Origin of the sequence: Sphingomonas olei (assembly GCF_045369765.1) — a bacterium.
Taxonomy (GTDB): domain Bacteria; phylum Pseudomonadota; class Alphaproteobacteria; order Sphingomonadales; family Sphingomonadaceae; genus Sphingomonas; species Sphingomonas panaciterrae.
Map to the genome: position 1 here is coordinate 90,412 of NZ_JBIQEU010000004.1, position 17,739 is coordinate 108,150.

At 68.2% G+C, this 17,739-nt stretch carries 16 protein-coding genes; 7 read left to right on the forward strand and 9 right to left on the reverse strand.

Annotation, left to right across the window (positions count from 1 at the left end; all coding sequences use genetic code 11):
- The first annotated feature begins 56 nt into the window (after window positions 1-56).
- Both tsaD and ACH0BU_RS06750 read left to right on the forward strand, forming a co-directional pair.
- Window positions 57-1,082 carry a tRNA (adenosine(37)-N6)-threonylcarbamoyltransferase complex transferase subunit TsaD gene (gene tsaD, locus ACH0BU_RS06745; protein WP_296218077.1) on the forward strand — a complete coding sequence of 342 codons (1,026 nt, stop codon included), beginning with the start codon at window positions 57-59 and terminating at the stop codon, window positions 1,080-1,082.
- Between the two features lie 8 nt (window positions 1,083-1,090).
- Complete coding sequence (locus ACH0BU_RS06750) at window positions 1,091-2,062, forward strand: NAD(P)H-dependent glycerol-3-phosphate dehydrogenase (protein WP_296218099.1); 972 nt, start codon at window positions 1,091-1,093, stop codon at window positions 2,060-2,062.
- Window positions 2,063-2,077: 15 nt separating this feature from the next.
- Here the strand turns inward: ACH0BU_RS06750 and ACH0BU_RS06755 are convergent, their stop codons facing one another.
- Window positions 2,078-3,934, reverse strand: a complete 1,857-nt coding sequence (locus tag ACH0BU_RS06755; RefSeq protein ID WP_296218076.1) for an AsmA family protein — start codon at window positions 3,932-3,934, stop codon at window positions 2,078-2,080.
- An 84-nt stretch (window positions 3,935-4,018) separates the two neighbouring features.
- Window positions 4,019-4,180 (reverse strand): DUF1674 domain-containing protein, encoded by a 162-nt coding sequence (locus tag ACH0BU_RS06760; RefSeq protein WP_125945152.1) that lies wholly within the window; start codon window positions 4,178-4,180, stop codon window positions 4,019-4,021.
- A gap of 41 nt (window positions 4,181-4,221) precedes the next feature.
- Here ACH0BU_RS06760 and ACH0BU_RS06765 point away from each other — a divergent pair, with 41 nt between their 5' ends.
- From ACH0BU_RS06765 to ACH0BU_RS06785, 5 genes are all read left to right on the forward strand, one after another.
- Window positions 4,222-5,517 (forward strand): RsmB/NOP family class I SAM-dependent RNA methyltransferase, encoded by a 1,296-nt coding sequence (locus ACH0BU_RS06765; protein WP_296218073.1) that lies wholly within the window; start codon window positions 4,222-4,224, stop codon window positions 5,515-5,517.
- 111 nt (window positions 5,518-5,628) lie between these two features.
- Complete coding sequence (gene rpe, locus ACH0BU_RS06770; protein ID WP_125945154.1) at window positions 5,629-6,291, forward strand: ribulose-phosphate 3-epimerase; 663 nt, start codon at window positions 5,629-5,631, stop codon at window positions 6,289-6,291.
- Window positions 6,288-8,027, forward strand: a complete 1,740-nt coding sequence (locus ACH0BU_RS06775) for a heparinase II/III family protein (protein WP_314470901.1) — start codon at window positions 6,288-6,290, stop codon at window positions 8,025-8,027. The genes rpe and ACH0BU_RS06775 overlap by 4 nt, the downstream gene beginning before the upstream one ends.
- 158 nt (window positions 8,028-8,185) lie before the next feature.
- Window positions 8,186-9,757, forward strand: a complete 1,572-nt coding sequence (gene purH / locus ACH0BU_RS06780; RefSeq protein WP_296218068.1) for a bifunctional phosphoribosylaminoimidazolecarboxamide formyltransferase/IMP cyclohydrolase — start codon at window positions 8,186-8,188, stop codon at window positions 9,755-9,757.
- Window positions 9,758-9,800: 43 nt separating this feature from the next.
- Window positions 9,801-10,268 carry a YaiI/YqxD family protein gene (locus tag ACH0BU_RS06785; RefSeq protein WP_136450466.1) on the forward strand — a complete coding sequence of 156 codons (468 nt, stop codon included), beginning with the start codon at window positions 9,801-9,803 and terminating at the stop codon, window positions 10,266-10,268.
- Window positions 10,269-10,278: 10 nt separating this feature from the next.
- Here the strand turns inward: ACH0BU_RS06785 and ACH0BU_RS06790 are convergent, their stop codons facing one another.
- The 7 genes from ACH0BU_RS06790 to pabB form a co-directional block, all read right to left on the reverse strand.
- A complete protein-coding gene (locus ACH0BU_RS06790; protein ID WP_125945158.1) occupies window positions 10,279-11,367 on the reverse strand; it encodes an MBL fold metallo-hydrolase in 1,089 nt (362 codons plus the stop codon).
- A 151-nt stretch (window positions 11,368-11,518) separates the two neighbouring features.
- On the reverse strand, window positions 11,519-12,196 hold the full coding sequence (locus tag ACH0BU_RS06795) for a DUF1013 domain-containing protein (protein WP_046409102.1): 678 nt from the start codon (window positions 12,194-12,196) through the stop codon (window positions 11,519-11,521).
- Window positions 12,197-12,303: 107 nt separating this feature from the next.
- A complete protein-coding gene (locus ACH0BU_RS06800; RefSeq protein WP_296218060.1) occupies window positions 12,304-13,320 on the reverse strand; it encodes a glycosyltransferase family 4 protein in 1,017 nt (338 codons plus the stop codon).
- A 9-nt stretch (window positions 13,321-13,329) separates the two neighbouring features.
- Window positions 13,330-14,193, reverse strand: coding sequence for a UDP-2,3-diacylglucosamine diphosphatase (locus ACH0BU_RS06805; protein ID WP_136450468.1), 864 nt, complete (start codon window positions 14,191-14,193; stop codon window positions 13,330-13,332).
- Between the two features lie 125 nt (window positions 14,194-14,318).
- Window positions 14,319-14,453 (reverse strand): hypothetical protein, encoded by a 135-nt coding sequence (locus tag ACH0BU_RS06810; RefSeq protein ID WP_269430566.1) that lies wholly within the window; start codon window positions 14,451-14,453, stop codon window positions 14,319-14,321.
- A 222-nt stretch (window positions 14,454-14,675) separates the two neighbouring features.
- Window positions 14,676-15,875, reverse strand: a complete 1,200-nt coding sequence (locus ACH0BU_RS06815; RefSeq protein ID WP_046409105.1) for a pyridoxal phosphate-dependent aminotransferase — start codon at window positions 15,873-15,875, stop codon at window positions 14,676-14,678.
- Window positions 15,876-15,902: 27 nt separating this feature from the next.
- Window positions 15,903-17,675 carry an aminodeoxychorismate synthase component I gene (pabB, locus tag ACH0BU_RS06820; protein WP_296218049.1) on the reverse strand — a complete coding sequence of 591 codons (1,773 nt, stop codon included), beginning with the start codon at window positions 17,673-17,675 and terminating at the stop codon, window positions 15,903-15,905.
- Window positions 17,676-17,739: the final 64 nt, after the last annotated feature.

Here is a 17,739-nt window from a genome sequence, read left to right on the forward strand (position 1 = left end):
TCTATCGGACGTGGGCGCCCTTCGACAAGCGTGGGTCGAGCGGATATGAGCCGGGCATGCTGATCCTTGGTCTGGAATCCTCGTGCGACGAAACGGCGGCGGCGCTGGTGACGGGTGATCGCCGCGTGCTGGCGCATCGACTGGCGGGGCAGGAAGCGGCGCATCGGCCCTATGGCGGGGTCGTGCCGGAGATCGCCGCCCGGGCGCATGTCGAGGCGCTGGAGCCGCTTATCGAGGCTGCTTTGGCCGATTCCGGAGTGTCTTTGGCCGATATTGATGCGGTCGCGGCCACGGCCGGTCCGGGGTTGATCGGCGGCGTGATGGTGGGGCTGGTCACGGGCAAGGCGATTGCCCATGCGGTCGGCAAGCCGCTGATCGCGGTGAACCATCTGGAGGGGCACGCGCTCAGCCCGCGTCTGGCCGATCCCGACCTTGCCTTGCCCTACCTGCTGCTGCTGGTGTCGGGCGGGCATTGTCAGTTGTTGCTGGTAGAGGGGGTGAACCGATACCGCCGGCTGGCAACGACGATCGACGATGCGGCGGGCGAGGCGTTCGACAAGACGGCAAAGGTGCTGGGCCTTGGCTTTCCGGGCGGGCCGGCAGTGGAGCGCGCGGCGCAGATGGGTGATCCGACAGCGGTGCCACTGCCCCGGCCCTTGTTCCGGTCCCCGGAGCCGCACTTCTCGTTCGCCGGGCTGAAGGCCGCGGTGGCGCGGATCGCCGGCGATTACCGCCCGGAGGATGTCGCGGCATCGTTCCAGGCGGCGGTGGTGGATTGCCTGATCGACCGGACAGCGCGTGCGATCGACCGTGCGCCGGGCGCAACGGCGCTGGTGGTCGCCGGCGGTGTCGCGGCCAACAATGCGGTGCGCAGTGCTTTGTCGTCGCTTGCCGACGCACATGGCCTGCGTTTCGTGGCACCGCCGCTGTGGCTGTGTACCGACAATGCCGCGATGATCGCCTGGGCCGGGGCGGAGCGGTTCGCCGCCGGGCTGGTCGATCCGCTCGACACACCGGCGCGGGCGCGCTGGCCACTTGATCCAACCGCCGAGGCGGTGCGCGGTGCGGGGGTGAAGGCATGAGCCGCGACATGCGGATCGGCGTGATCGGCGGCGGCGCCTGGGGCACCGCGCTGGCGCAGGTCGCCGCGCGTGGCGGCGAGGTGCTGCTGTGGGCGCGCGAGGAGGAGGTGGTCGCTACGATCAACGACCGCCACGAGAACAGCATGTTCCTGCCCGGCGTCCCGCTGTCGCCAGCGATCCGCGCCACCAGAGCGCTGGACGACCTCGCGGATCGTGACGCGCTGCTGGTGGTCGCGCCGGCGCAGCATGTCGGCGCGGTACTGAACTTGCTGCCCAGCAAGGACACGCCGCTGGTGCTGTGCGCCAAGGGGATCGAGGCGGGATCGCGGCGTCTGGTGGGCGAGGTCGCCCAGGCCGCGCACCCCGGCGCGCCCATCGCGGTCCTGTCCGGCCCCACCTTTGCCCATGAAGTCGCGGCGGGGCTGCCGACGGCGGTGACGCTGGCCTGTGCCGATCCGGCGCTGCAGGTGCGGCTGGCCGAGCGGCTCGCCAGTCCGACCTTCCGTCCCTACGCCTCCAGCGACGTGATCGGCGCCGAGATTGGCGGGGCGGTGAAGAACGTGCTGGCGATCGCCTGCGGCGTGGTGGAAGGAGCAGGGCTCGGCCAGAATGCACGCGCGGCGCTGATCGCGCGCGGCTTTGCCGAAATGACCCGCTTCGGATTGGCGCGCCGCGCGCGAGCGGAGACGCTGGCTGGCCTGTCGGGGCTGGGCGACCTGGTACTGACCTGTTCGTCGACCAGCAGCCGTAACTTCTCGCTTGGCGTGGGGCTGGGGCAGGGACGGTCGGCGACCGACCTGCTGGCGGACCGGCGCACGGTGGCAGAGGGTGCCTTCACCGCGCCGGTGCTGGCCGAGGCTGCAGCAGAGGCGGGCGTCGACATGCCGATCACCGATGCGGTGTGCCACCTGTTGCAGGGCGCGCCCGCCAGCGAGGTGATCAGCAGTCTCCTGGCCCGCCCGCGTCGCGACGAGGCGTAACGCGCGCGGCGACGATCACCGCAGGACGCGCGCGGAAAGCGCCGCGCAGTCGGCGTCGGTCGCGGTCGGACCCTGCTTTCCGGTGATTGCACGGCCGATCGCCTTGAAGACGTTGCCGACCGATTTGACCTCCTTGGGCACCTGAACATCAGGTTCGCTGATCGTGCCGGAGAGTGTGGCCGACCCGGGAAGGCGCAGCACGGCGTCCTGCTTGGGCGCGCCGGTCAGCCGAACCGCGAGCGTTTCGCCGGGGAAGGTGACGGTGCCTGCGCCATCGAGCCGGCTTTGCGAGGTGTCGATAACAAACGGCCCGACCGTTCCGCGCCCGCCGCGCAAGGCGATGCCGACCACTACGCAGCGCAGGGCAGCGCGATCCTTCTCACCGGCGAGCAGCGCGCGCCCCGCGTCAAAGCCGAGCGCGGCGGCGATCTCCGCGGGCAGGGCGCCGTTGCGGGCGACCACGCCGATCCGGCCGGAGGATTTGCCGACCGCTTCGCGGATCGTGCTGCCGCGGCCGGCAAGGACGGCGCGCGCGTCGACCCGGCCCGTTACCGAACCGCCACCGCCGCCGAGCGCCGGAATGCTGCTGTCGAGGAGGCGAAGATCGAGCCGGACGAGCGGCTCAGGCGCACCATCCGACTGATCGACGACCGCGCTGCCCGTGATCCTGCCCTGGCTGAGCCCGATCGTGAGGGGCGCCACCGAGAGCTTGCGGTTGTCGAGCGCCAGCGTGCCGGCGAGGGTCTTCAGCGACGATGGACCCTGCCGGCTGACGATGTTGCCGACGCGAAAGGAAATGGTGCCGTCCGTCTTGCCGACCTTTGCAAGGTTGACGCGGGTGTCGGGAACGATGCGGGGGCCAATCGCGCGCTTTTTCGCGGCGGCGCGGCGCAGCCCCTCGTCGGAAGCGAAATCGTCGAAGTCGAGTTGGCGGGAGACAAAGGTGCCCGACAGCTTCGTGCGGCCGTCCACCTTGTCGACCGTCAGCTTCCCCGACAGGTCGGACCGACCGATCCGGCCGTCGAGCCGGTCGATCAACCATCGTGTGGGTTCGCGGCGCACATGTGCCGACAGCGTCACTGGCTGGGTCTGGAACAATCCCGCCTCGATGATCGCATCGATGAGTTTCAGGTCATTCGCGCGCGCCGTGACGTCGAGCGTCATGCGATCGGTGTCGAAGGGCGCGGCCATGGTGCCGCGGGTGTGCATCGACAGCGCCTCGCCGGTGATCCGCGCCTCGAACGGCCAGCGCCCCCCGTCCCGGTCCGACAGAGCGGGCGCCCGGGCGGCAAGTGTCACGGGCGCGCCGCGCACGGTACCGGATCCCTGCAGCCGCAAGCCGGCGCCTGCATCGGAGGCAAAGGCCATGTCGAAGCGGCGATCCTGCTTCGCATCGTCATAGCGGAGCCGGGAATTTGCGACCGTCAGGCGATCGAGGCTGCTGTTGCCCGACTGGCGATCAGCGCTCTTGTCCTGCCGCCAATTCTCCCGCCCATCGCGGGTTCGAACGAGATTGATCTGTGCGCCCGAGATGTCGATCGTGTGCGGCGACAATCGTCCGAGCAGAAGCGACAGTGCGTTGAAGCCAACGTCGATCCGGCCGATCTTTGCGAGGTCACGCGGGGCGGACCAGGCCGGGCCAGGGATCCGCACGTCGCGAAGGCGGACAATAGTGGCGAAGCCGACGGGGTCGACCCGCTCCATCGTCCCGATGGTCACGGGGCGACCGAAACGCTGGGTCAGCCGGCTTTCCGCGGCGCCTTTCAGCATGCCCCAGGGGAAGATCGCCAGCGCGAGGAGCGCGCACAGGAGAAGCGCGCCCGCGGTAGCAAGGATGACGCGGACACGGCGCCGGGAAAGAAAGGTGGGCATCGAGGCTGAGACGCGCCGACCCAAACTTCGTTCCGGTCACGAAAGGAATGACGTTACGTCACCTGTCTGCGCCGTCAGGGTGGGTCAGAAATCGACGGCGATGCCCTTCTTCTCCCAGTCGCCATAGCGCACCGGATCGCGGCCGAGTGGATCCTCGGGCGGGCGCTCCATCGGCGCGGGCTCGGGCACCGGCTTGTTCGGCGAAAGATAGGCCGGCGGCTTCACATGAGGTGGTCGATTGGACATGGGCTCTTCCGGTTACGGCGTTCACCCGCCACATGGGCGCGATGTCTTCTTCCGCCAAGCCCCGCCCGCCTGTCCATCATCGTCGCCCGGCGGATCCGCCCGGCACCGCGCCGCGCCGCGCCGCGCTCCGCCTGCTCGATGCGGTGTTGCGGCGGGGTGAACCGCTGGAGGCGGCCCTGCCGCAGGCGACGCGCGGACTGGAGGGGCCGGATCGCGGCCTCGCTCATGCGATTGCGGCCGAGACGCTGCGCCGCCTGCCCGACCTTGATTCGCTGATCGATTCGGCGACCCGCCAGGTGCTCCCCGAAGATGCCAAGGCGCGTTCCGCACTGCGCATCGCGCTGGTGCAGACGCTGGCGCTGGGCACCCCGCCGCACGCCGCGATCGCCACGGTGCTGCCGCTGGTCGATGGCGGGCCGCGCAAGCTGGTCCATGGTGTGTTTGGGGCACTGACACGCGGGGGTGCGACCCTGCCGGATGTTCCCGCGTTGCCGCCGGAGATCGCGGCGCGCTGGCGTGAATCATGGGGTGAGGACGTGGTGGCAGCCGCCGCCCGCGCCATCGCGGTGCCGCCGCCGCTGGACCTGACGCTGGCCGCTCCTGATGCGCTGGCGCCCGAGGGGGACAGTCTGGCAACCGACCATCGGCGGCTGCGCCATGCGGCGCCGGTGGCGCAATTGCCGGGGTTCGCAGAAGGCACCTGGTGGGTGCAGGACGTGGCCGCCTCGCTTCCCGCGCGGTTGATCGGGCGGGGGCCGGGCCGCGCGCTCGACCTGTGCGCCGCGCCGGGGGGAAAGACGATGCAGCTGGCGACGGCCGGTTGGGTCGTGACGGCGCTGGAAATATCGCCGTCGCGCGCCGCGCGCCTCCACGAGAATTTGGCGCGGACCAAGCAGCCGGCGACGGTCGTGATCGCCGACGCGATGGATTGGGCGCCGAGCGAACCGGTTGATGCCCTGCTGCTCGATGCGCCGTGCAGCGCGACGGGCATTTTTCGGCGGCATCCCGACGTATTGTATCGCGCCCATGCTGGCATCATCGCCGACATGGCCGCGCTGCAGGCGCAATTGTTCGATCGCGCCGCCGCATGGGTGCGGCCGGGCGGGCGGCTGGTCTATGCCACTTGTTCGCTGGAGCCGGAGGAGGGCGAGGCGCAGCTGGAGCGGTTTCTGGCTGAGCATCCCGATTATGCCCTCGAGCCGCCACAGCCGGGTGAATTGCCCCACGGGTTCGCGGCGCAGAGCGGCGGCTATCTCCGCACGCTGCCGGGGACGCTGGAAGATGCGGGCGGGTGCGACGGGTTTTTCATCGTCCGGCTCGTGCGTGCTTCCGCCTGATCAAATCGCACGTTAAGCATCTGAGCGACACGTCCATTCGTTCGCGCTGATCCGGGTTCCTGCACGCGTGCAGCGAAGCCGGCGGGCGCGGGCCGATCCACAGTGAGTTCCATGACCAAGCCTGTCCGTATCGCGCCTTCGATCCTCTCCGCTGACTTTGCCAAGCTGGGCGAGGAGGTTCGCGCGATCGATGCGGCGGGCGCCGACTGGATCCACATCGATGTGATGGACGGGCATTTCGTGCCCAACATCACGATCGGGCCGGCGGTGGTGAAGGCGCTTCGCCCGCACACCGACAAGCCGTTCGACGTGCATCTGATGATCTCGCCGATCGACGCCTATCTCGATGCCTTTGCCGAGGCCGGGGCGGACACGATCACCGTTCATCCTGAGGCTGGACCGCACATCCACCGGTCGCTTCAGCACATCAAGTCGCTGGGCAAGCGGGCGGGCGTGGTGCTCAACCCCGGTACTCCGGCCAAGATGCTGGATTACCTGATCGACATGGTCGACCTGGTACTGGTGATGAGCGTGAACCCGGGCTTCGGCGGTCAGAGCTTCATCGACAGCCAGCTGCGCAAGATCGCGGCGATCCGCAAGATGATCGATGCGAGCGGGCGTGACATCGATCTGCAGGTCGACGGGGGTATCGATCAGCGCACTGCGCCGCTGGCGATCGACGCTGGCGCCGACGCGCTGGTGGCGGGGACTGCGACGTTCCGTGGCGGGCCTGAGGCCTATGCCGCCAATATCCGAGCCCTGCGAGGCGCATGAGCCAAGGCGCCCGCGATCCTGCAGCCGTCCCGGGCGGAATAGACGAAGGCAAGCGGCTGGTCCGTGTCGGCGGCGACAAGGGGCTGTCGCTCGCCGAACGGCTAACCGACCGTTTTCATCGCCTGACCTGGCGGACGCCGATTCACGGGCTGCGGCTGAAGGGCCGTTATCCGCTGAAGCTGATCGCGGTGCCCGACGATCCCCTGTTCGGCGACATCGCGCGCGGGGAGTCGCTGCTCGCGGGGCAACTGGCCTTCCGCGGTGAACGGCATGACATTGCAGGGCTGAACCTGCGCACCTTTCAGCCTTCGGCGCCCTTTGCCGATTATCTTCACAGTTTCGGCTGGCTGCGCGACCTGTCCAGCGTGGCGACGCGGGCGCAAGGGGCACCGATCGCCGAGGATCTGATGTCGCGGTGGCTTGCCGCACATGGTGAGCGGGTGACGGCGCTGGCGTGGCGGCCCGAGCTGTGGGGGCGGCGCATCCTGTTCTGGACCGCGCATGCCCCGCTGATCCTGTCGTCGACCGATCTGGTCTACCGATCCAAGGTGCTGAACGCGCTGGCGCGCGGTGCGCGGCACCTCGACACCAGCGCGGACAAGGCGCCGATCGGGCCGGCGCGGGTGGCGGCGTGGTGCGGGGTGATTGCTGCGGGGTTGCTGATCCCGGGCGGGGATCCGCGCCGCAGCTTTGGCGAGGCGGGGCTGATGCGCGCGCTGGCGGGCGCGGTGTTCGAGGATGGCGGTGCGGTCAGCCGCTCGCCCGAAGCGCTGCTGGACATGATCGGCCTCCTGGCGATGCTGCGCGAGACGTACATCACCCGCCGGCTCGAATTGCCCGAGGGCATCCAGGGTACGCTTGCGCGCATGGTGCCGGCGCTGTTGGCCGTGTGTCACGCCGACCGGGGTCTCGCAAGCTGGCAGAGCGGCGGGCCGGTGCCGGCCGAGCGGGTGGCGCAGGTTATCGAGGCGAGCGGCGTACGCACCCGGCCGCTGCGGCAGCCACGCGACTGGGGATATCAGCGGCTGGTCGCCGGCACGGCCGTGGTGCTGGTCGATGCAGCGCCACCGCCGGTCGCGAGGGTCGTGGAAGGCGGCTGCGCCTCCACGCTGGCGTTCGAACTTTCCGATGGGCCGGCGCGGATCATCGTCAACTGCGGCGGCGCGAATGCGGCCATGTCCGGGCTGCCCAAGGCGTTGGTCTCCGCGCTGCGCACCACCGCCGCGCATTCGACGCTGACGCTGGCCGATACCAACTCAACCGCGATTCACGCGGACGGCACGCTGGGTCGGGGGGTCGGCGAGGTCGAGCTGAGCCGGCAGGAATCGGAAAATGCGAGTCGGATCGAGGCGAGCCACGACGGCTATGTCCGTCGCCACGGCTTCGTCCACCGGCGGCAGTTGGTGCTGACCGAGGATGGCAAGGAACTGCGCGGCGATGACGTCCTGCTGCCCAAGGGGCGGCGGCGCCCGATGGGGCCAAAGCCGTTCGCCATCCGCTTTCACCTGGGCCGCGGGGTGGAGGCGTCGCCGACGGCGGACGGCATGGGGGCGGTGCTGCGCGTGCCGGGCGGCGCGATGTGGCAATTCCGAACGCGGGGCGGATCGCTGGCGATCGACGACAGCCTGTGGATCGATGGTGATGGTCGCCCGGTAACAACTCAGCAGCTGGTCGTGAGCGGCATGGCCGAAGCGGGCGGCGCGACCGTCGGCTGGGTGCTCAAACGCGCGCGATAGGCGATTTCTTCCGCCGCGGCGGCGCACGAGGGCTTGGGGGCGCGCGCCGGCACCGCTAGGGGGCTGCACGTCGCATCGTGACGATCAGCGACTCGCGCGCGATCCGTCACCCACCCACCCCTTGCTCCTCCCGATCGGGGAGGAGCGGAAAGAGTGTCATGACCGCCATCCCCATCCGCCGCGCCCTTCTGTCCGTGTCCGACAAGACGGGGATCGTCGATCTCGCCCGAACGCTCGCCGAAAAGGGGGTGGAACTGGTGTCCACCGGCGGCACGGCAAAGGCGCTTCGCGATGCCGGACTGACGGTGCGCGACGTGTCCGACCTGACCGGCTTCCCGGAAATGATGGACGGGCGCGTGAAGACGCTTCACCCGATGGTTCATGGCGGGTTGCTGGCGGTGCGCGATGATGCCGCACATGCCGCCGCGATGGAGGAGCATGGGATTGGCGCGATCGATCTGGTCGTGGTGAACCTGTATCCGTTCGCGCAGACGGTGGCGAAGGGCGCCGACCGGCCCGAGGTGATCGAGAATATCGACATCGGCGGCCCCAGCATGGTGCGCTCGGCAGCGAAGAACCATGCCTATGTCGCGATCGTCACCGATCCGGCGGACTATGCCATCGTCGGGCGCGGCGAGACGACGCTGGAGGAGCGCAAGCGGCTGGCGGCCAAGGCGTTCGCCGCGACTGCCACCTATGATTCGATGATCGCCCGGTGGTTCGGGCTGGAGGACCAGAAGGACCAGTTTCCCGCGACCCTACCCTTCACGCTCGAGGCGCCCACCGTGCTTCGCTATGGCGAGAACCCGCACCAGCAGGCGGCCTTCTATCGTCCCGCCGGCCCGAGCACGCCGGGCATCGGCCAGGCGCGGCAGGTGCAGGGCAAGGAGCTGAGCTACAACAACCTCAACGATGCCGATGCGGCGCTGGAACTGGTCAGCGAGTTCCGCGACGCCGATCCGACCTGCGTGATCGTGAAGCACGCCAATCCGTGCGGCGTGGCGACGGGGACGACGTTGGCAGATGCCTATGAAGCGGCATTTGCTTGCGACACGGTGTCGGCATTTGGCGGGATCATCGCGCTGAACCGCACGCTGGACGCGGCGACGGCGAAGGCGATCACCGGCATCTTCACCGAAGTGGTAGTGGCGCCCGACGCCGACGAGGAAGCGATTGCGCTGTTCGCGGCGAAGAAGAACCTGCGCCTGCTGCTGACGGGGACGCTGCCCGATCCGGCGCGCGGGGGGCTGACCGCCAAGACGATCGCTGGTGGCTGGCTAGTGCAGACGCGCGACAATGGCGTCTTGTCTGACGACATGCTGAAGGTCGTGACCAAGCGTCAGCCCACCGCACAGGAACTGGCCGACTGCCGGTTTGCCTGGACGGTCGCCAAGCATGTGAAATCCAACGCGATCGTTTATGCCAAGGAGGGCAGCACCGCGGGTGTCGGCGCGGGGCAGATGAACCGACTGGAGTCGGCGCGGATCGCGGCCTGGAAGGCAAAGGACGCCGCCGACAAGGCCGGCTGGGCAGCGCCGCGGACGATCGGCTCGGCCGTCGCCTCCGACGCATTCTTCCCCTTTGCTGACGGTCTGCTCGCGGCAGTGGAAGCCGGTGCGACCGCAGTGATCCAGCCGGGCGGATCGATCCGCGATGCCGAGGTGATCGCCGCGGCTGACGAGGCCGGGTTGGCGATGATCTTCACCGGCATGCGGCATTTCCGCCATTGAGCCTGATCGCGGTGACGGACGGATCGTGGACCGTGGGCCGCTGATGGCGTCCGCGGTCGCGATCCTGGTCGATGCGGATGCCTGTCCCGTGAAGGAGGAGGTCTATCGCGTCGCCTATCGGCTGAACGTGCCGGTCACCATCGTCAGCAACGCGCACCTGCGCGTGCCGCAGCATCCGCTGATCGCGCGCGTGGTTGTCAACGATGGCTTTGACGCGGCGGACGACTGGATCGTCGCCCATGCGAGCGACGCAACGGTGGTCGTGACGGCTGACATCCTGTTGGCCGACCGGTGCCTGAAGCTGGGCGCGACGGTGATCTCGCCCGCGGGGAAGCCCTTCACCACCAGCTCGATCGGCAATGCCGTGGCGGTGCGCGCGATCATGGCCGATCTGCGCGCGGGTGGCGACAGGATCGGCGGCCCGCCGCCGTTCAGCAAGGAGGACCGATCGCGCTTTCTGTCGGCGCTGGATCAGGCGCTCGGCAAGCTGCTGCGGGCGCGGCGCGCGTAGCAGCCAGCGATCAGCGGCGGCTGTACCACCAGGTGCCGCCGCTCTCCTCGCGCACGGCGCGACCCTCGACCTCCAGCCGGCGGAGGTGGGCGAGCGATTCGCCGGTCGCCATGCCGATCACGTCGAGCCCGATCGGGCGGCGGAACAGCACCTTGAAGCAATCCACCGCACGCACCGCGCCGCTGCCCATCAGGTCGATGATCGCATCCAGCCGGTCGATATGTTCGTCGCGCAGCGCGTCGAGCCGGGTGTGCAGGCCGTAGAACGGGTCGCCATGACCGGGGAGGACCAGAAGATCCTCCGGCAAGGTGCGAAACTTCTCGATCGAGCGCAGCCAGTCGCCGAGCGGGTCGTCATTGCTCTGGCTGACGTGGACCGAGATGTTGGAGCTTATTTTCGGCAGCACCTGATCGCCAGCGACGAGGACGCGGCGGTCGTAATCGACCAGGCAGGCATGTTCGGGGCTGTGGCCGTTGCCGGTGATGACATGCCAGTCGCTGCCACCGATCTGCAGCACCTCGCCGTCCTGGATGCGGGTATAGGTGAGCGGCATGCGCGCGATCGCCTTGCCGAAATTGGACCAGCCACGGCCGGCGCCATGCGCGACCTGTTCCTCGTTCCAGCCAGCGCCGCGCCAGAAGGCGAGCTGCTCCTCGGGTACCTCGGGACGCGAATCCCCCGCCAGCATACGCACCATCAGCCATTCGGTGCGGGTCATCACGATGTCGGCATCATCGAACCGGCGCGACAGCCAGCCGGCGAGGCCAACGTGATCGGGGTGCATGTGCGTGCACATGATCTTGCCGATTCGCTGGCCCGCGAGCGGCCCCTCCAGGATGGTGCGCCATGCCTCGGTTGAGCGGGGGCTGGCGGTTCCGGTGTCGATCGCGAGCAGTTCGGGGCCGTCATCAAGGATCAGGCCGTTCACATGTTTCAGCGGCCCCGACATCGGCACGCGCCACCAGCGGATACCGTCCATCAGGGTGAGCAGTTCGCCGGGCTGCGGCCCGCGATCACCGAAGGGAAAGGTAAGACCGGCCCAGCTGGTGGGCGTCAGCCCCTCATCCCCGATCAGCGTGCGTTGAATTGCCGTCGCCATGGCGATGACGCTATCAGCATAACATTCGTTACGTCGAGAGAATTTGCGCCTGGATGCGCAAAGGGCGCGATCCCGGCATCCGGAACCGCGCCCCTTGTAATGTTCATGCCAGCCGGTGGCGGACCAGCCATCCGCCCGTGACGGCGGCGGATCAGCGGCGGAACGGATCCTCGAAGAACGACTTCGACACGCCATCCTCGTCGCCGGCCATTTCGGCACCGCGCGATGCCTGCTCGCGTTCGGCGCGCAACTGCTCGATCAGCGCCTCACGGTCGCCGTCGAGGCGGGTGTCGGTCGGCTGCGCCTCGACGCCGGCGGTCTTGGCGGCCTTGGCCACGGCGGCGTCCAGCTCACGCTGCGTGGTCAGGCCGAGCGTCACCGGGTCCTTCGGCGTGATGTTGCCAATGTTCCAGTGTGTCCGGTCGCGGATCGCGGCAATCGTGGTGCGCGTGGTGCCGATCAGGTTGGAGATCGCCCCGTCGGTGATCTCCGGATGGTTGCGGATGATCCAGGCGATACCGTCCGGCTTGTCCTGACGCTTCGACACAGGGGTGTAGCGCGGCCCCTTGGTCCGGCGGACCTGCTCCGGCCCCTTGGTCATCTTCAGGCGATAGTCGGGATTGGCCTGGCCCTTCTCGATCTCGTCCTGGGTCAGTTCGTGTGCGCGCACCGGATCGCGCCCGGTCAGCTTGGTCGCCGCGGTATCGTCAGCGATCGCCTGCACTTCGAGCACGTGCAAACCGCAGAATTCCGCGATCTGCTCGAACGTCAGCGACGTGTTGTCGACGAGCCATGAAGCGGTCGCGTGGGGCATGAGCGGCTGGGCCATGCGGGAAAGCCTTTCGGTATAAACAAATAGGGCCGCCCCTTACCGGAGCGGCCGCCTAACCTGTGGTGACTTAATGTGCCCGTGCCGTCAGGGCAAGCGCCGTCGCATTATGCGGCGCGCGGAAGTGCGATCGGGACGAGTGCCGCCAGGAATTGCTCGGCGCTTGCGCGCCAGCTGTGGCGCCTGCCTTCGGCCGCGCATCGTGCCCGATCGAGCGTCAGCGCGCCGGCGATCGCGCGGGTGAGGTCATCGTCCATCACGCCGCTGGCGGAGGAGAGGACGTCGATCGGGCCGGGCACCGGATAGGCGGCCACCGGCGTCCCGCATGCCAGCGCCTCGATCATCACCAACCCGAAAGTGTCGGTCCGGCTGGGGAACACCAGAACGTCGGCGGTGCGATAGCAGGCGGCGAGCGCTTCGCCGAAGCGGGGGCCGAGGAAATGTGCGTTGGGGAAACGGTGGCGAAGGTCGGGAAGGGCGGGGCCGTCGCCGACCACCACCTTGCTGCCCGGATGCGGGGCGGCGAGGAAGGCGGCGACATTCTTTTCGATCGCGACACGGCCGACGTACAGCAGGACCGGGCGGGGCAGGGCGGCGAGGTGTCGGTCCGTAGCGCCGTTCGGCGTGAACTCGCGCGCGACGCCGCGGCCCCAGGGCAGCGTGTGCGAGATGCCGTGTGAGGCCAGCATGTGCTGGATGGTGGGGGTCGAGACAAGGACGGCGTCGGCGCGCTGGTGGAAGCGGCGAACAAGGTGCCAGATCCACGCCGGGCTCAACCCGGTGCGCGCGGCGACATAATCCGGGAATTGCGTGTGATAGGCGGTGGTGAACGGAACGCCGCGGTCGAGGCACCAGCGGCGTGCGGCGAAGCCGAGTGGCCCTTCGGTCGCGATATGGATCGCCTCCGCTCCGAAGGCGGCGATGCGGCTGCCCACTGCGCGAGAGCTGGCCACCGCCAGCCGGATCTCCGGATAGGTGGGGCAGGGGAATGAGCGAAAGCCATCGGGCGCGATGACCAAAGGATGGTGGCCCATCGTGGTCAGCTCGCCGACCAGCGACTGGAGGGTGCGCACAACGCCATTCACCTGCGGCGCCCAGGCATCGGTGACGATCGCGATCTTCATGATGCGCGCTCAGGCTGCGATGGCGAGGACGGCCGCCGCCTCGCGCCGGGCCATTACCTCGGCCCAGTGGACGATCTCCATCCGCCCGTCGACATGCTCGACCAGCGCCGTGGCGCTTTCCACCCAGTCGCCATCGTTGAAATAAGCGATGTCGCCGATCGTGCGCATCTCGGCGGTGTGGATATGGCCGCAGACCACGCCGTCGACCCCGCGCGCGCCGGCGGCCTCGGCGACAATCTCCTCGAAGCGGGAAATGAAGGCGACCGCGTTCTTGACGCGCGCCTTGGCATGTTTGCTGAGCGACCAATAAGGAAGCCCGAAGCGGCGACGGAAGGCGTTCACCGCGCGATTGGCCAGCATTAGCAGGCTGTAGGCAGTGTCGCCGACATGGGCGAGCCAGCGATGCGCAAGAGTGATCGCGTCGAATTCGTCGCCATGGAGCACCAGCAGGCGACGGCCGTCGGCGGTGACGTGAATAGCGTTGCGGCGGATCGCGATGCCGCCGAAGTCGAGGCCGCAGAACTGGCGAAACGCCTCATCATGATTGCCGGGGATGAAGATCATCCGCGTCCCCCGCCCAGCGCGTTTCAGCAGTCGCCATACGACATCGCTGTGCGCTGCCGGCCAGTAGAATTTCCGCCGCAGCCGCCAGCCATCGACGATATCGCCCACCAGATACATGGTGTCGCTGTCGACATGGTCGAGGAAGTCGATGAGCATCCCGGCATTGCACCCGCGGGTGCCGAGATGGACATCGCTGATCCAGATGGTGCGATAGCGCGTCCGTTCGACGGCGCGTTCGGGAAGATGGGGGCGCGAATTGGCGAAATCCGCAAGGTCGGTGACGTCGGCGAGCGTGACGGTCGTCGGCATGGCGGGCCCTCCCTGCCATGCAGCTCTAACCGCGGCAGGTTACGGGCAGATCACCGATCGATGACGCTTTGATAGCAGCTTCGTATCAGGCGTGTGACGGCCGGGTAACGGCCGTCGTCAGCGTATCAGCGAACCTGTTCGACCACCGGCGCGCCCGTCACCGGATCGGTCGTCGGCGTGAGCGTGAACAGGCCGACCGCACCGAGCAGGAACCCGCCGGCGAACTGCCACAGGAAGCTGGACTTGAGGAGGCGGGTCATAAGCGTACTCTGTATCTCGTTTCTGTTCGTCGCAGTGGTAGCCACGACCGCCTGAACCGGGGCTGGTGCCCCCGTTCATCACGTGTTTTGCATGTAGGGACGCGGCCCTTGCCCTTGTATGGTCAACAAGGAAAGGAACTGTTTCCCTACGGGAACCTTTTTTACGTCCGTTCGTGCGCCGACCGAGCCGGATTGTTGAAGCTGGTCGACGCGAGATTGCTGCTAGCGCAGCGCGGCGCACGCCTGCTGGATCCGGGTGCACGCCTCGCGAAGGATCTCCTCGCTGGTCGCGTAGCTGATGCGCATCGCCGGGGAGAGGCCGAACGCCACGCCCTGCACTGCGGCGACCCGCGCTTCCTCCAGGAGATAGCCGACGAAATCGCTGTCGGTTTCGATCTTCTGCCCCTTGGGCGTCGTCTTGCCGATGAGGCCGGAGACCTCGGGATAGACGTAGAATGCGCCTTCGGGCGTCGGGCAGGTGATGCCCGGCGTGTCGTTCAGCATGCCGACGACGAGATCGCGGCGCGCCTTGAAGGCGGCATTGCGCTCCGCAAGGAAGGATTGGTCGCCATTCAGCGCCGCCGCGGCCGCGGCCTGGGCGATCGAGCAGGGGTTGCTGGTCGACTGCGACTGGAGCTTCGCCATCGCCTTGATCAGCCATTGCGCGCCGCCAGCGAAGCCGATGCGCCAGCCGGTCATGGCATAGGCCTTGGAACAGCCGTTCACCGTCAGCGTGCGATCGTAGAGCGACGGGCAGACCTGAGCGATCGTGGCGAACTGGAAATCGTCATAAACGATATGCTCGTACATATCGTCGGCGAAGATCCAGACGTGGGGGTGGCGTTCCAGCACCTCGCCCAGCGCCTTCAGTTCGGCCGCGGTATAGGCGGCGCCGGTCGGGTTGGACGGCGAATTGAGGATCAGCCACTTGGTACGCGGCGTGATCGCGGCCTCCAGCATCGCCGGGGTCAGCTTGTAGCCATGTTCCGGGCCCGCTGCGACGACGATCGGCGTGCCGCCGGCGAACTGCACGACATCGGGATAGCTGACCCAATAGGGCGCCGGCACAATCACCTCGTCCCCCTCGCCGACGGTCGCGACCATGGCGTTGAACAAGGTGTGCTTGCCGCCGACGTTCACGCTAATCTGGGCGGGGGTGTAGTCGAGCCCGTTGTCGCGCTTGAACTTGGCGACGATCGCATCCTTCAGCTCGGGCGTGCCGTCGACATTGGTGTATTTCGTCTGGCCACGGCGGATTGCCTCGATCGCCGCTTCCTTGACGAAATCGGGCGTGTCGAAATCCGGCTCGCCGGCACCCAGACCGATGACGTCGATACCGGCACGCTTCAGCTCCTGCACCTTGGTGGTGATCGCCAGCGTGGGCGATGGGCTGATGCGATCGAGCGCGGCGGACGTCTTCATGGGGGCGGCTCCTTTAAGCGCCGCGGCCTATAGCGAGGCGTCTCCCGGCTCCGCAACTGTCACGAACGCGGACATGAGGCCGCGCAGCGCATTTCCGACATGAAAGCCCGCCGCGAGATCATCAGCGGTCAGTTCGTGTTCGACCGCGCGGCCGATGTCGATCAGCTCGGCGCGCAGCACCCCGGGAAGAAGGCCACGCGCCAGCGGCGGCGTGAGCAGCAGCCCATCACGTTCCACGAAGACGCTGGTGAAGCTGCCTTCCGTCAGGAACCCGTCCGGATCGACGAACACCACCTCGTCAGCGCCGGCGCGGCGGCGTGCCTCGTCATAGAAGCGTCTACTGCTGGTCTTGTGGCGGAGCCGATAGTCGGATGGGACGACCGGCAAGGGTGCCAGCGCCACGTGCAATGTTCGGGGGATCGGGGGCGGAGCAGGCGCGACCTCGATCGTGATCCGGCCGCTGTGGCTCAGCAACAGCCGGATGCGAGCAGGTGCCCGCAACCGGAAGGTCGCCGCCTGCAGTTCATTGCGGGCGTCATGCCGGTCGAAGACGAAGCCGAGGCGGGCGGCGCTGGCCTTCATACGCGCCAGATGCCGCTCGACGAGCAGGATGCCCGCATCGGGATCGAAGCGCATCGTCTCGATCAGGTCGGGGGTTCGCTGGCCGTGCGTCAGGAACGCGCCCTTGGCCAGTGCCTCGTCCCACTCGCTGTCAGCGCGGCTGTCAGCGACGATCCCGCCGCCAAGGCCAAGCGTCGCGTGATCCGCACCCGCGGCGATCTCCAGCGTGCGGATGGCGACATTGAACTGCGCGTCGCCGCCGGAATCGATCGCCCCGATCGAGCCGGTATAGATGCCGCGCGGCGCATGTTCGATCTCGCGAAGCACCTGCATGGCCCGAACCTTCGGGGCGCCGGTGATCGAACCGCAGGGGAAAAGGGCCGACAGCACGTCGATCGCGTCGCGCCCGGGGGCGAGCCGTGCGGTGACGGTGGAGGTCATCTGATGAACCGTCGGATATCGCTCCACCGCAAAGAGCGCAGGTACCTTAACGCTGCCGGCGGCGGCGACCCGTGACAGGTCGTTGCGCATCAGATCGACGATCATCAGGTTTTCCGCGCGCTGCTTCTCGTCGCTGGCCAGCGCATCGGCGATGTCGTCGTCGCGGGAGGGGTCAGGATCGCGGCGCGCGGTGCCCTTCATCGGCCGGCAGGTGAGCGTGTCTCCTTCTAGGCGGAAGAACAATTCCGGGGAGAAGGAGAGCAGCAGATGATCGCCGGTGGCGACGATCGCGCCCCATCCGGCAGCAGCGCGGGTGCGCACCGCGGCGTAGAGCGCCAGTGGATCGCCCGCAAAGGGCACCCGCGCCCGGAACGTGAGGTTCGCCTGATAGATGTCGCCGGCGGTGATCAGGTCCAGCACCTGTCGCAGCGCCGCATCATATTCGTCGCGCGAGATGGCGGGTTCCAGCGCGCCGATCCATGCGCCGTCCGGGGCGGGCAGGATCGTGTGGGGGGCGCATAGCTCCTCCACCGCCGCGAACAGGCCGAACCACAGGAGCGGGGTGGCCGGTGCGGGAAGCGTCCCGACATGCGGCTCCAGCGCGGCGCCGCCCTCATAGGCAATGAAGCCCGCCGCGTGATGGCCCGCCGCGATGCCTTCGCGAACGCTGGTCAGCGCGGGCGCCAGTTGATCCACCGAATGTGCTTCGATGATCGCCACCGGATCGCGATACAGGCGTGCGGGCGCGCCACCGGGCCGGGCATCGTCGAGCAGCACGAAGGGTGCGGCGAGGGACATACAAGGCGCCATGCCCGTCCCCGCCCATGGCGGCAACCCCGCTTGGTGCGCCGCGCCAACGCTG

Bases quoted from the DNA above. Each gene is read 5' to 3' on its own strand.
- tsaD (WP_296218077.1), top strand. From the start codon at position 57: ATGCTGATCCTTGGTCTGGAATCCTCGTGCGACGAAACGGCGGCGGCG.
- ACH0BU_RS06750 (WP_296218099.1), top strand. From the start codon at position 1,091: ATGCGGATCGGCGTGATCGGCGGCGGCGCCTGGGGCACCGCGCTGGCG.
- ACH0BU_RS06755 (WP_296218076.1), bottom strand. From the start codon at position 3,934: ATGCCCACCTTTCTTTCCCGGCGCCGTGTCCGCGTCATCCTTGCTACC.
- ACH0BU_RS06760 (WP_125945152.1), bottom strand. From the start codon at position 4,180: ATGTCCAATCGACCACCTCATGTGAAGCCGCCGGCCTATCTTTCGCCG.
- ACH0BU_RS06765 (WP_296218073.1), top strand. From the start codon at position 4,222: ATGTCTTCTTCCGCCAAGCCCCGCCCGCCTGTCCATCATCGTCGCCCG.
- rpe (WP_125945154.1), top strand. From the start codon at position 5,629: ATGACCAAGCCTGTCCGTATCGCGCCTTCGATCCTCTCCGCTGACTTT.
- ACH0BU_RS06775 (WP_314470901.1), top strand. From the start codon at position 6,288: ATGAGCCAAGGCGCCCGCGATCCTGCAGCCGTCCCGGGCGGAATAGAC.
- purH (WP_296218068.1), top strand. From the start codon at position 8,186: ATGACCGCCATCCCCATCCGCCGCGCCCTTCTGTCCGTGTCCGACAAG.
- ACH0BU_RS06785 (WP_136450466.1), top strand. From the start codon at position 9,801: ATGGCGTCCGCGGTCGCGATCCTGGTCGATGCGGATGCCTGTCCCGTG.
- ACH0BU_RS06790 (WP_125945158.1), bottom strand. From the start codon at position 11,367: ATGGCGACGGCAATTCAACGCACGCTGATCGGGGATGAGGGGCTGACG.
- ACH0BU_RS06795 (WP_046409102.1), bottom strand. From the start codon at position 12,196: ATGGCCCAGCCGCTCATGCCCCACGCGACCGCTTCATGGCTCGTCGAC.
- ACH0BU_RS06800 (WP_296218060.1), bottom strand. From the start codon at position 13,320: ATGAAGATCGCGATCGTCACCGATGCCTGGGCGCCGCAGGTGAATGGC.
- ACH0BU_RS06805 (WP_136450468.1), bottom strand. From the start codon at position 14,193: ATGCCGACGACCGTCACGCTCGCCGACGTCACCGACCTTGCGGATTTC.
- ACH0BU_RS06810 (WP_269430566.1), bottom strand. From the start codon at position 14,453: ATGACCCGCCTCCTCAAGTCCAGCTTCCTGTGGCAGTTCGCCGGCGGG.
- ACH0BU_RS06815 (WP_046409105.1), bottom strand. From the start codon at position 15,875: ATGAAGACGTCCGCCGCGCTCGATCGCATCAGCCCATCGCCCACGCTG.
- pabB (WP_296218049.1), bottom strand. From the start codon at position 17,675: ATGTCCCTCGCCGCACCCTTCGTGCTGCTCGACGATGCCCGGCCCGGT.